We start from the raw sequence: 12,566 nt of genomic DNA on the forward strand, positions 1-12,566 counted from the left end.
TTTAAAAAGTCAGGGCCTATCCCTTGAGTTTTCAAAATTTTCATTTTTTAGAGCTTGTCTTTCATGAGCCCGCCCTGCCGCCCTCCCTTCTCCTTCGGGAGAAAGGGGCGCTGATGGACTAAAATAACCCGTTATTTTCAAGAGAAAGTCCGGCTTCGGACGGACGTCGGATGTTTTTTTACTTTCTGGAATTAAAAGAATCGAGATGACAGAAGTTCGCACACGCATTGCTCCCAGCCCCACCGGCATGATGCATCTGGGCACGGCCCGCACGGCGATTTACTGCTGGGCGGTCGCCCGTCATTTCGGAGGCAAGTTCCTGCTCCGCATCGAAGACACGGACCAGGAGCGCTCCACTCCCGAGGCGACGCAGGTGATTCTCGATTCCATGAAGTGGCTGAACCTGGACTATGACAACCAGGGAGCCGTGGTGTATCAGATGCAGCGCCTGCCGCGCTACAAGGAAGTGGCCGACCAGCTGCTCGCCAAGGGGCTCGCCTACTGGGACTACTGCACGAAAGAGGAGCTCGACGCGATGCGCGAGGCGCAGCGCGCCCGCGGCGAGAAGCCCCGCTACGACGGCCGCTGGAGGCCCGAGCGCGCCGCGGCCCTGGGGCTGGTAAAGCCCGAGGGCGTGAAGCCCGTGCTGCGCTTCCGCAATCCGGACGAGGGCGAGGTGACCTGGAACGACGCCGTCTACGGCACCATCACCGTCTCCAACAAGGAGCTCGATGACCTCATCATCATGCGCGCCGACGGCATCCCCACCTATAACTTTGCGGTGGTGGTCGACGATATCGACATGAAGATGACCCACGTGATCCGCGGCGCGGACCACATCAACAACACGCCGCGCCAGATCAATCTCTACCGGGCCCTCGGCGTCGAGCCCCCGATCTTCGGCCATCTGCCGCTCATCAACGGGCCGGACGGCAAGAAGCTCTCGAAGCGCCACGGTTCGGTCGCCGTGACCGAGTACAAGAAGGCGGGGTACCTGCCCGAGGCGATATTCAACTATCTCGCGCGCCTGGGCTGGGGACACGGCAACATGGAGAAGTTCAGCCGCGAGGAGCTCGCGCGCGTTTTCGATCTCGCCGACTGCTCGCGCGCCGCGGCCCGCATGGATTTCAAGAAGCTCGCGTGGCTGAACGGCCAGTACATGAAGGAAGCCGATGACGCGAGGCTCGCCGGCCTCGTGAAGGAGAGGATCGCCGCGCGCGGCGGCGACCCCGAATCGGCCGATCTCGTGAAGATCTGCGCCCTGCTCAAGGGCCGCTCCCAGACGCTTGAAGACCTCGCCGACCAGGCGATGATCTTCTTCAATCCCTACAGCCCGGTGGAGGCCGACATCGCGAAGTCGCTGGAAAACGGCGGCCGCGAGGCTCTTGCGGCGCTGCTGCCCAGGCTCGAGGCGCTGCCCGAGTGGAAGGCCCCCGGCATCTACGCCGCGATGAAGGCGGTCTGCGAAGAGCAGGGCGTCAAGTTCGGGGTCATTGCCTCGCCGGTGCGCGTGATTGCGGTGGCCGCGGCGAAAGTGCCGCAGATCGACCAGACGCTTGAGATCATCGGGCGCGACAAAGTACTCGAGAGGCTGCGCGCGAGGCTTTGAGCCCTGCGGCCCGCCGGGGCGGCCTTCAGGCCCGGGTCCTAAACCCGGGCCGGGAAGCCCTCCGGGGCGGGTCCCTCACGAAAAACTTGCTTTTTATATTTCTTTGATGTATTATTCTGTCTCTTGCTGATGGGCGCCAAGCCCTTCGGGAGCGTTAAGTCCCTATCGTCTAGAGGCCTAGGACATGACCCTCTCACGGTTAGAACCAGGGTTCGAATCCCTGTGGGGACGCCATGAATTCAATGAATTCAGGCCTTGTGAGGCAGGTACAACTGCGTGGACTACATGATGGACTACATCAAACGGTTCACTGGACCTGAGTTGACGCCGGGAAACTCCGGCATAAAATAAAAAGTAGATTGATTTCTCGCTCTATCTACTTGAACCCATCCTTTCGCCCGGATGGGTATTTTTTTGCCCTCCGCCTGAAGTGGTATTGGTTTTTTGGACACAAAGGAGCCCAAAACCATGTCTATCCCACCTAAACTCCCGGTTAACTGATCCCTAACGCAGGACTTTAGGCGGGAGGGGCACCGACAGAAGCAGCGAGAGAAAATCCCGCTGCTTCTTCGTTATGGGCCGCGTCACCCAGGCATTGCCGCTGGGGCGTTTGTCCGCCTTGATGCACCTTAGCTTTGCCAGCAGGCAGTCAATCGAGTTGTGCGGGAGAGAGACTCCCGGAGCCGCACAGTCGCGGGCCCGCTTCAGCATCATGAGCCTGATGGCGGCGGCCAGAGTGCAGATGAACAGCTTTCCAATGTACCCGGTCTGCGAGCAGCGCAGACGGTCTCCGTCTACCTGGTTCTTGAACTGGTTGAAGTCGAGTTCGACCCGTCCCCTCAGGCGATAAGCCCAAAGAGCGCGGAAGGGATCCTCTTCCTCATTGGTCCGCAGAACAAACATGCCGGCATAGCGGCAGGCGTCCCGCATTGCGTCATCTTTCCTGACCCATCTCACCGCTCCGTTCCTGCCAGAGACCATTTCTACAAAGCGCCCGCAGCTTCTCCACAGATCATCGGACCGCCTGCCGCCTTCATTGAGGGTGTCAAGCAGATCCTCGATCCTGTCCGCCAGCTGCTTCATCTCAAGCTCATCTCCTCCCGGAAAGCGGTAAAGGTGGACGTAGATCGGTTTTCCAACGGGGCCGAAATCCGTGTTCTGGGTCCAGTCTTCCTTGATCGTCCTTGCGTATACCCCGAGCCTGGAGTTGTAGAAGCTCACATTGCGCAGAGACGCGCTGTAGCGGTCAAGTGCACGCAGGATCGAGTCTTCAGCTATGCGGACGCCCTGAATGAAGCGCAGCTCGAGATCGAGCATCTTCTGCACGTTATAGAGGCTCCCATAGCCCCGGTCCGTCACAAGAACCGTGTCTTCAAGGTCGAATCCGGCGCTTTTCATTCGGTAACCGCAAAGTTCTGACTTGGTTTCATGAATCCCATCGCGACTGTGATCTTTATAGTCCGAGAAGCTTCAGGAAGAGCTGGTCGCGCCTGACGGATGTTGTGAAGCGAAATAAATTGACCACCAATTATTCAAAATGAAGTGGCCGCCCCTCCCATTTTTTTTCGACATGAGAGGGTTCCATTGTGGATCGCGATTCGTTAAAACATCAGAGCAGAAAGTCGAAAGGTCTGACTTCATGCTCTCACAATCAATTCGGCAAAGTATTCTGGCACTGCACGAGCAAGGCCAGAGCATCAGGTCCATTCACCGTGCGCTGCACGTTTCTCGCCAGGCCATCAGGCGATGCATCAGAGGCATTGCTCCTCGGAAAGCCGGCCGGCATCCAGGTCCCGGCCTGGCATTCCTCCAGGCAAAGGCCGAGGAATCCAGGGCGCTTTTTCTCAGGGCAGAATGCAGCGCCCCGGTGACTGTTCGGTTGATCAAGGAAAACTATGGGGTGGTGGTGCGGCAGGACACTTTCAACCGTTTCATCAAAGATTTCCGGCACCAGGTCAAGCTTCAGAACCAGCCTTCGCCCGGCAGATTTGAGACCCAGCCGGGAGACCAGATGCAGATTGCCTTTGGAGAGAAAGACGTCGAAATAGCGGGGCTGCGGACGCGAGTGCACGTTTTTGTCGCCGTCCTGGGTTACTCGAGACGCATTTTCGCCATGGCGTTTGAAAAAGAAACACAGGAGGCCTGGCTGCAGGGCATAGAGCAGGCATTTATTTATTTCCAGGACGTTCCCCGGCAGGTGATCAGCGACAACGCGGCCTCGCTGGTGGCTTCCCACAAGCGCCGGGGCGAGGTTCGCTTCACGGATCGTTACCAGTTTCTGACAGACCAGTACGATTTCACCCCTGTCGCCACCGTCGTACGCAAGCCCCGATCCAAAGGCAAGGTCGAGCGCAGCGTCGGGTACGTCAAGCACAACGCGCTGGCGGGCATGCGCTGCGAGTCTCTTGAACAGCTCAACCTGAGTCTGCGGGCCTGGTGCGGCAAGACGGCCGATCCGGCTCTGCACACCCGGGTGCTGACGCTCAGCCGCTGTGTTCCCTACCGGTGCGAGTTGCATACAGGCGCCGGTTCCCATCATGGGGTTCAGGAAGACGCGGCCGATAGAGCGCGCCCTCCTGCGCCCGGGCAGTCCGCGTTAACAGCGCGGACCTGCCCGTTCAGATGTAATACATGCCTATCGTAACGACTACAAGCGCGAACAGGCAGGGAACCGTGGTCCGTTTAACAACCAGCATGGGATTGACGTGCGCAATGCCGCACAGCACGATCAACCCGCCCGCAATAGGAGAGATGGTCCGGCCGATGCCGGCCGCAAGCTGAGCGACGGCGCCGAGCTGCACGATCGTCATCCCGAAGTCTGCCGCATAAGGCGTGATGGCTTCATTGAAGGCTAAAGCTGCCGCGTTGCCGGATCCGCAGACAACAGCCATGAGGAAGGGTCCGATGACAGCGGAGATCATGGCAATCGACCGGGAGCCCTTCATGGCTTCGATCATGGCTCCGGTCAAGCCGATGGACTTCATTCCAGCGGCGAAAAGAGAAGCGGCTGCAATTAAGATGACGATATTGTTAAATCCGTCTCCCGCCCCCTTGCAGAACTGACGCGAGATGTCACCGGGATCCTGCCTGCGAAACAGGCCCACGATGAAGCCCAGGCCGGTGCCAATCAGCATGCAGACAGGCACGGAGAAGGTTTTCGTCGGCAGTAGTCCTACCTGCTTAGAGGCGATGACGAGCAGGAAAAGAGGAACAATAGGAATGAGCGCCATGACGGGATTGACTCTGAAGTGCCTGACTTCTCCGGCCGGGCTGAGCGCCGGATGCGCTGTTCCTACGCCTTCCTTGAGAATACAGCAGATAACCGCAAGCACGACGGCTGACACGACAGCACCGCAGACGGCCGGACCAGCTTCCTGGAAAATGACGATCATGGCGTCGGGCGCAGAGATTTCTCCAGCCTTGTAAGCTATGTCGGCGATTTGAGGGTTGAACATGAGCCCGGGGCTGATCGTCGAACCCCAAGTTCCTAAAAACACGGCGGCGGCCGCCATGACCGGGTTGACCCGCAGAGTAATGAGTGCGGGAATCAGCAGGACGCCTACAGCGGCTGCTACGCCTGCTGCCGACGGCAGGACGATGTTGAGAACCCAGGTAATCAAAACAGTCCCCGGGATGACGATGGCCGGCACATGCGTCAGCGGCCGGACCAGTGCGTTGACGAGATGGTCGGAGCAGTGGGTATAGGTCATAACCGCGCCAAATCCCATCACCGTGGTGATCGTCGGAACCAGTCCTCCGTTGACCAGTTGATTGACGAAGGCGTTGACTGCAGTGCCGACGGTGACCGGAGAGCCTTCGACCAGCCAGCCGATCGCGGCCATCACAATTCCGGAGAGAGCGAGGATTAGGCGGGCTTCATAATTTTTGTAGATGAGGTAGAAAGTCAGAATGACAATGGCAATACCAATCCAGATCATAAAGATTCTCCCGTTGCTGGAAGTTTTAAGAGAGTTCCGCAGGACAGGGCTGCGGAGAAAAGTCAAAGACCGGAGGAGAGCTTTGCGCCCCGTCGCTTTTGGAGCAGAGACCTCACGTTGATCACGAGCTTGCCCAGGCTGGGAGCAAGCGGCGCGCGCGCGCCCTGCGGGGTGGTGATCAATACGCCGCCGGAGACTGGAAATTGATTGTTCTGGTAAATGATCCGGCCCGCATTGATCGTGTAGACGGCCTTCTGTCTGGCGGGATCCGCAACCGTAACGTCGGCATCGGCACCCGGTGAAAAATGTCCCTTTGAAGTCAGCCCCATCTGGCAGGCGGCTTTGTAGCTGCTCTTCAGGACAAATTCATTTAATGACAGCGCCTTGAAGCGGACAAGGGCCAGACCGCAGGAAAGGATCACGTTGCGGGGTATTCCGCCGCCGTCAGTGCAGAAACTGTCGACAAGAAAGCGTCCGTCGGGGCGTTTGCCGACAGCGAAGAAAAAACGCGACAGCCCGGGGTTGACGCTGAAGCTTACGGGGACATCACTGTTTTTTTGCTTCCAGAGCTCAATCCCTTCAGTTTCGTTCACGAGTACGGTTTGTCCGTCCCGCAGGGCGTGAACCTGCGCGATGCCGTCCCGGATCGCTGCGGCAAGTCCCGAGCGCGTCGGTTCATATCCCGACGCGATTAGGCAGTTGCGGGTGACCCCGCTTTCAGGAATCCCTGACGAGCACCGCCCGCTGCAGCCGTTGATTGGGGAAAGGTAGGACTCTGTCTCGATTTCAGGGTGCGCAAGAAGCAACTCCTCGGCCCGCGAGAGTTCGTCCTTCAGCGGCAAGACCATGCCTCGGCAGTAGGCGTTGATGTGAGCGAGGTGAAAGGGATTCCCTGCCGCGAGCTCTATGATTTGGGACATGCCTGAAATATTGGATCCCTGCTGCGTCGTCCCGGCATGTATGGCAAGGAACGCATTGTTTTCCGCGCACAGCCGGATCAGGCTGGCCGTGGACTCCGGGGTCATCGGATAGTGTCCGCCGAGAAGCTTGACGCCGTATGCACCGTTTTCCAGAGCGGCCTCGACCGCCGCTTTCAGTTCGGCCTCATTGGGGGCAGGACCGGAAATGTTTTTGAACGGCCGCAGCTGTTCGAGCAGCGCGATGTTAAGTCCAGTACCGTAAGCGGCCAGATATTGTTTCACTGAATCGACGGGGCCGGCCATTTCCATGGCTGTGGTGACGCCCGCCGCCGCAAGCATCCTGAAGCTCATGGGACCGCCCAGCCATGAGGAGGCATGCATATGACTGTCGATGATGCCGGGAATGACCAGCATGTTCCGGGCGTCGATTTCCTTTTTGGCCGCAGCATCGCATCCTCCGGCAAAGACAATGCGGCCGTCCTTTATTCCAAGATTGCCGATCTGGTTCATATTGTTCTTCCAGTCGACAATGCGTCCGTTCCGAATGATCATATCGAGCATCTCTGTCTCCCCGATGAGTAAATATCCGACTGAGTGAAAGGCTGAAAAGATGCGCTTGTCACGCCTGCCTGATAGGAATGGGGAGGATCGTAGACTGCGGAGTATGTTTTGACTATTATTAATTTTGTTGATAAAAATTAGGATAAAAGTTAACGCTTGAAACAACCGCCGGAACCGAATGTTTCAGCCTGGTTCGAAAAATTAATTAGGGGAAATTGCGATGACCGGTAAACCTCTTCGTTATCTGGAAGCCGTTGCTCAGACCGGGGCCATTTCCGCTGCCGCGCGGCAGCTGTTCGTTTCTCCGCCTTCGCTGTCGCAGTTTGTCAAGAGGCTCGAAGAGGACAACGGAATCGTGATTTTCGACCGAAGCAGCGGACCTTGGAAGCTCACACTGGAAGGAAAATATTTTCTAGACTGCGAAAGGCGTATCGAGGCCATTCTCAGGGAGCGCCACCAGTACTTCGAGGATCTCAAGACTGGTCTGTCCGGCGAGCTGAGAGTCGGGTCTACGCAGTACCGCTCGGAGACTCTTCTAAGCCGCATTCTGCCGGTTTTTGCCGAGCGTTATCCTGGAATCCGCGTTCGGATTACCGAGCTCACGACGCAGGAACTGGTGTCCGCGGCCGGTAACGGCGAGGTGGACTGCGCCTTCGTGATTTCCCGGATGATGACGAAGGAACTCGTCGGAGTAGAGGTCTATCAGGAAAATGTGCTTCTGGCGGTGCCTCGGAAATTGGCCGCAAGGGGCGGCATGAAGGTACCCGGCCCCGGCCGGCCGCCGTTTCCCCGGATTTCCTTTTCCAAGGTTGCGGACCTGCCTTTCATCATCATGAAGTCGGGTCAGGCTTTCCGGGAGTATTTTGAAATCTTGTGTGCGCGCTACGGCGTCAAGCCCGCGGTGGCGCTTGAAACGCAGTCGATTCTGACCGTGCCGGCCCTGGTCTCCGCAGGACTGGGAGCGGCATTGGTTCCGGACACGTTGTGCCCGGAGCTGGGCGAGAAGGAGGTCGAGTTCTTTTCCCTGGGCGGGGACCTGCCAGTCAACACACTGTCACTCGTCCGCAGGCGCGGCAAATATGTGCCGCGAGCCTGCCAGCTGTTTTTCGAAACAGCTTATACAGTGCTGAAAGGGTCCGGCGGACTCAGGTCTGCGGATTTTTAGCGGAGCTTCTCCCGGCTTTGGGCAGCCCGCCGGCCTTCATCCGAGCAGCATGTTGTCGGGGATGTCGGCCTCGCCCCCGGAGGCCTTCTCAAAGAGCGCGAGCAGGTCCGCCACCTGGAGCTTCTTTTTCTCCTCTCCGCGGACGTCCACGATCGCCCGGCCGTTGTGCATCATGATGAGCCGGTTGCCGAAGCGCAGCGCGTCGCGCATGTTGTGCGTGATCATGAGCGTGGTGAGGTGTCCTTCGCGCACGAACCTGTCCGTGATCGCGAGGACCTTCTCGGCCGTCTTCGGGTCGAGCGCGGCGGTGTGCTCGTCAAGCAGCAGCAGCTCCGGGCGGCGGATCGTCGCCATGAGTAGCGTCACGGCCTGGCGCTGTCCGCCCGAGAGCAGCCCCACCTTGGAGTAAAGCCGTTCCTCGAGCCCGAGGTCGAGCTGCACGAGCAGCTCCCGGAACTTCCTGTACTCGGCGGCGTTCTCGCTCCAGCGCAGCCCCAGACGCTTGCCGCGGCGCATCGCCATTGCGAGGTTTTCCGCGATCTGCATGCCGGCGGCTGTTCCCATCATGGGGTCCTGGAAGACGCGCCCGATGAAGCGCGCCCTCAGGTGCTCGGGCATCCGCGTGACGTCCGTGTCCCCGATCACGATGCGGCCCCGGTCCACCGGGAAGACGCCCGCGACCGCGTTGAGCAGCGTGGACTTGCCCGCTCCGTTGCTGCCGATCACCGTGGCGAAGTCCCCGTCCTCGAGCCGCAGGCTTACGCCCTGCAGGGCTTTCTTTTCGTTGGGCGAGCCGGGAAAGAAGGTCTTGTAAACGTTTTCAACCAGCAGCATGGTTCAGGCCCTCCCTGAGCTGTGGCGAAGCGCCTTCAGCCTGGACTGGATGAGAGGCAGCGACAGGGCGAGCGCCACGAGGATCGCGGTAAAGAGCTTGAGGTCGTTCGGCGGCATGCCCATCTCGAGCACCGCGGCGATCACGAGGCGGTAGACGATGGAGCCGAGGATGACCGAAATCAGGCAGTTCTTGAAGCTGCGCGTGCCGAAGAGCACCTCGCCGATGATGACCGAGGCGAGGCCGATCACGATGGTGCCGATGCCCATTCCCGCGTCGGCAAAGCCGTTGCTCTGGGCAACGAGCGCGCCGCTCAGGGCGACCAGGCCGTTGGAGAGCAGCAGCCCCAGCACCACCATGCTGTCGGTGTTCACGCCCTGTGCGCGGCTCATCTGGGGATTGAAGCCGGTGGCCCGGATCGCGAGCCCGATCTCCGTGCCGAAGAACCAGTAGATGAGGCCGGTCACCGCCGCGACGGCGATGACGCCGACCAGCAGCGTCGACTGCACCTCGGTGAGGCCGGCCGAGGTGCCCAGGCTGTAGACGGTGTCGGAGCCCAGCAGCGAGAGGTTTGCGCGCCCCATCACTCGCAGGTTCACCGAGTAGAGCCCGATCATCGTGAGGATGCCCGAAAGCAGCGCCGGAATCCGCAGCTTCGTGGTGAGCAGCCCGGTCACGGCTCCCGCGGCGCAGCCCGCCGCAACGGCGAGCGCGAAGGCGGTCACAAACGAGTGCCCCGAGGCGATGCAGGAGGCCGCCACGGCGGCGCCGAGCGGGAACGTGCCTTCAACCGAGAGGTCTGCTATGTCGAGCACGCGGAAGGTGATGTAGACGCCGAGCGCAAGCAGCGACCAGAGCAGCCCCTGCGACACGGTGGGAATGAGGATGTCAAGCATCGGAAGAGAGTCCAGGATGGAGTAAGGCGGCAGGCCGCGCCCCCAACTGCGGGAAAGCCGCATGAAGGGGGCGGCGGGAGCCTTTTATTTGATGATTTCAGCGTTCGCGCGCACGCTCTCGGGGAACTTGCAGCCGATCTCGGCGGCCGCCTTTTCGTTGAGCGTCACCTTGAAGTCCTTCTGGTAGCGGATCGCGGTGGTCTCGGGCTTGGCCTTGCCCTCGAGAATGTCGGCGCCCATGTCGCCCGTCATGCGGCCGAGCGTGTAGTAGTCGATGCCGATCGTGGCGAGCGCCCCGGACCTCACCATGCCGGGCTCGCCCGCGATCACCGGCAGCTTCGCCGGATTCGTGACCTTGACGAGGGTGGGCATGGCCGAGGCGAGCACGTTGTCGGTCGGGATGTACAGGGCCTGGACTTTGCCGACCAGGCTGTGGGCGGCCTGCTGGATGTCATTCACGCTGGAGACGGTGGCGACCTTGAGCTGCATGCCGAGCTTGCCCGCCTCGGCGCGGAAGGCCTTCACCTGAACTTCGGAGTTCACCTCGCTCGAGTTGTAGATGACGCCCACGGTCTTCACACCGGGCACGAGCTGCTTGATCAGCCCGGCCTGTTCGGCCACCGGGTTCATGTCGGAGGTGCCCGTGACGTTCGTGCCGGGCTTGTCCCGGTTCTTCACGAGCTTCGCGGACTCATAGTCCGTAATGGCGGTGCCCACGATCGGGATGGTCTTCGTGGTGTTTGCGACCGTCTGGGCCGCGGGAGTCGCGATGGCGAAGATGATGCCGCATTTGTTCGAGACGAAGCGCTGGGCAATGTTCTTCATGTTGGACTGGTCGGCCTGGGCATTCTGGCGGTCGATCTTGATTTTTTCGCCGTCACGGTATCCCCTGTCGGCGAGCGCGTCCACGATGCCTTTGTTCGCGAGATCAAGGGCAGGGTGCTCCACGAGCTGGATGATTCCCACGTTCGTCGGCGAGGCCGCCGGGGAGGCTGCGGCTGAAGAGGCGGCGGGCGAGTTGCCTTGCCCTCCGCAGGAGGCAAGCGTCAGGGCGGCCAGGCCGGCCAGCACCCAGGTCAGAGACTTCCTGTGTTTCATAGTTCTGCGACTCCCTTTCAGTTTGAGGCCCCGCCGGCCGCATGGGGCCGGAGGTAATGTTTTTTATTATGCCTTGAACCGGAAGGCCGGGAGCTTCGGAAAGGAAGGGCGGGAGAAAAAAAATCGCGGAAGCTTCTGGCCTCCGCGGAAGCGGGTTCTCCGACTCCAACAGAACCCGCCTCCCGGGCGGGTCCGCCTGGCCGGTTAGGCTGCCGCGTAAAGCGGGGTCGAGTAATAGCGGTCGGCGTTGTCCGGGAAGAGGACGACGATCGTCTTGCCCGCAGCTTCCGGACGCTTGGCGATCTCGACGGCGGCCCAGAGCGCGGCGCCGGCCGAAATGCCCGACAGGACGGCATCCGTGGCGGCCACTTCCTTTCCGGCGGCAAAGGCGGCGTCGTTCTCGACGTCGATCACTTCGTCATAGACGCTGGTGTCAAGGGTCTTCGGGATGAAGCCCGCGCCAATGCCCTGGATCTTGTGCGGACCGGCCTTGCCCTGGGTGAGCACGGGTGAGGAGGCGGGCTCCACGGCCACCACCTTCACGGAGGGCTTCTTTTCCTTGAGATAGCGGCCGACGCCGGTGAGCGTGCCGCCGGTGCCCACGCCGGCCACGAAATAGTCCACGGCTCCGCCGGTCTGTTCAAAGATCTCCGGACCGGTTGACTCGTAGTGCACCTTCGGGTTGGCCGGGTTCACGAACTGTCCGGCCACGATCGAGCCGGGATCCTTTTCATGCAGCTCCTCGGCTTTCGCGATGGCGCCCTTCATGCCGTCCTTGCCCGGCGTGAGCACAATCTCCGCGCCGTAGGCCCGGATCATGCTGCGGCGCTCCACCGACATGGAGTCCGGCATGGTGATCACGACCTTGTAGCCCTTGGCGTGGCCGATGGCGGCGATGCCGATGCCGGTGTTTCCGGAAGTGGGCTCGTAGATGGTGGCGCCGGGCTTGAGCCTGCCGGTGGCCTCCGCGTCTTCAATGATGGCCTTGGCCACGCGGTCCTTCACCGAGCCGGCGGGGTTGAAGGCCTCGAGCTTCGCGATGATCTTCGCCTTAAGGCCCAGCTTTTTTTCAAGCCCGGCGAGTTCGAGAACGGGGGTATGCCCAACGAGGTCGGCAATGGAGGTAAAGACGGTCATTTGATGTTTGTCTCCGAAACAAGGCGCTTGTACGTGCGCCCGCATGAAAGAAGTCTGACGCAAGGCGCTTTCGCTGCGCGCCCGCGGCCGGGGAATTCTCTTATATCCGAGTAATTCTGTCGGATAATCTACCAGTAAACGGGTGAAAATGCAAAACCCATCCCGCGGACAGGGGAAGGGGAGCTTCAGGGAAGAATGACGCAGGGGCCTTTGGCGGCGTCAGAGCGCCCGGTGGTTCGCTGGGAACGCTTTCAACGAGGCCCCCCCGCAGAGCACTTCACGAGTGAACTGGTATGGATTTCTTGGACAGATGTAAGACGGAATTATTTTAGGCATCCGGCTTTTCAATTTCTCGAAAAAATTTCTGTCGTAATCAGCTGCATTCAAGACACCGTTTCCTGTTTCTCCTT

At 60.2% G+C, this 12,566-nt stretch carries 11 protein-coding genes and 1 tRNA gene; 4 read left to right on the forward strand and 8 right to left on the reverse strand.

The window, feature by feature from the left end:
* Nucleotides 1–205 precede the first annotated feature (205 nt).
* Together gltX and MAF45_RS10125 are read left to right on the forward strand one after the other, a co-directional pair.
* Complete coding sequence (gltX, locus tag MAF45_RS10120; RefSeq protein WP_237980326.1) at nucleotides 206–1,609, forward strand: glutamate--tRNA ligase; 1,404 nt, start codon at nucleotides 206–208, stop codon at nucleotides 1,607–1,609.
* A 158-nt stretch (nucleotides 1,610–1,767) separates the two neighbouring features.
* Nucleotides 1,768–1,843 (forward strand) — tRNA-Glu (locus MAF45_RS10125).
* Nucleotides 1,844–2,113: 270 nt separating this feature from the next.
* Here the strand turns inward: MAF45_RS10125 and MAF45_RS10130 are convergent.
* The gene (locus MAF45_RS10130; RefSeq protein WP_237980328.1) at nucleotides 2,114–3,007 is read right to left on the reverse strand and encodes a hypothetical protein; all 894 of its coding nucleotides are present in this window, start codon (nucleotides 3,005–3,007) and stop codon (nucleotides 2,114–2,116) included.
* A gap of 241 nt (nucleotides 3,008–3,248) precedes the next feature.
* Here MAF45_RS10130 and istA point away from each other — a divergent pair, with 241 nt between their 5' ends.
* Nucleotides 3,249–4,253 (forward strand): IS21 family transposase, encoded by a 1,005-nt coding sequence (istA, locus tag MAF45_RS10135; protein WP_237980330.1) that lies wholly within the window; start codon nucleotides 3,249–3,251, stop codon nucleotides 4,251–4,253.
* Here istA and dcuC read toward each other — a convergent pair.
* Complete coding sequence (dcuC, locus tag MAF45_RS10140; RefSeq protein ID WP_237980332.1) at nucleotides 4,228–5,547, reverse strand: C4-dicarboxylate transporter DcuC; 1,320 nt, start codon at nucleotides 5,545–5,547, stop codon at nucleotides 4,228–4,230. The two genes, istA and dcuC, sit on opposite strands and share 26 nt — an antisense overlap.
* Before the next feature lie 62 nt (nucleotides 5,548–5,609).
* Nucleotides 5,610–7,028, reverse strand: a complete 1,419-nt coding sequence (locus tag MAF45_RS10145) for an amidohydrolase family protein (protein ID WP_237980334.1) — start codon at nucleotides 7,026–7,028, stop codon at nucleotides 5,610–5,612.
* Nucleotides 7,029–7,248: 220 nt separating this feature from the next.
* Between MAF45_RS10145 and MAF45_RS10150 the strand changes: the two genes are divergently transcribed.
* Nucleotides 7,249–8,193: a LysR family transcriptional regulator gene (locus tag MAF45_RS10150; RefSeq protein WP_237980336.1), complete on the forward strand. Its 945-nt coding sequence runs from the start codon at nucleotides 7,249–7,251 to the stop codon at nucleotides 8,191–8,193.
* A 36-nt stretch (nucleotides 8,194–8,229) separates the two neighbouring features.
* On the opposite strand, the gene MAF45_RS10155 is transcribed toward MAF45_RS10150, so the two are convergent.
* The 5 genes from MAF45_RS10155 to MAF45_RS10175 all read right to left on the reverse strand — a co-directional run.
* Nucleotides 8,230–9,027 carry an ABC transporter ATP-binding protein gene (locus MAF45_RS10155; RefSeq protein WP_237980338.1) on the reverse strand — a complete coding sequence of 266 codons (798 nt, stop codon included), beginning with the start codon at nucleotides 9,025–9,027 and terminating at the stop codon, nucleotides 8,230–8,232.
* A gap of 3 nt (nucleotides 9,028–9,030) precedes the next feature.
* Entirely contained in the window at nucleotides 9,031–9,921 is an 891-nt protein-coding gene (locus tag MAF45_RS10160; protein WP_237980340.1) for an ABC transporter permease, read from the reverse strand.
* Nucleotides 9,922–10,005: 84 nt separating this feature from the next.
* Entirely contained in the window at nucleotides 10,006–11,019 is a 1,014-nt protein-coding gene (locus tag MAF45_RS10165; protein WP_237980342.1) for an ABC transporter substrate-binding protein, read from the reverse strand.
* A gap of 204 nt (nucleotides 11,020–11,223) precedes the next feature.
* On the reverse strand, nucleotides 11,224–12,156 hold the full coding sequence (gene cysK / locus MAF45_RS10170) for a cysteine synthase A (RefSeq protein ID WP_237980344.1): 933 nt from the start codon (nucleotides 12,154–12,156) through the stop codon (nucleotides 11,224–11,226).
* A gap of 219 nt (nucleotides 12,157–12,375) precedes the next feature.
* The coding region (locus MAF45_RS10175) for a hypothetical protein (protein ID WP_237980346.1) at nucleotides 12,376–12,566 on the reverse strand (191 nt) is incomplete at its 5' end.

This window comes from Mesosutterella porci, assembly GCF_022134585.1.
GTDB classification, from domain to species: Bacteria; Pseudomonadota; Gammaproteobacteria; order Burkholderiales; family Burkholderiaceae_F; genus Mesosutterella; species Mesosutterella porci.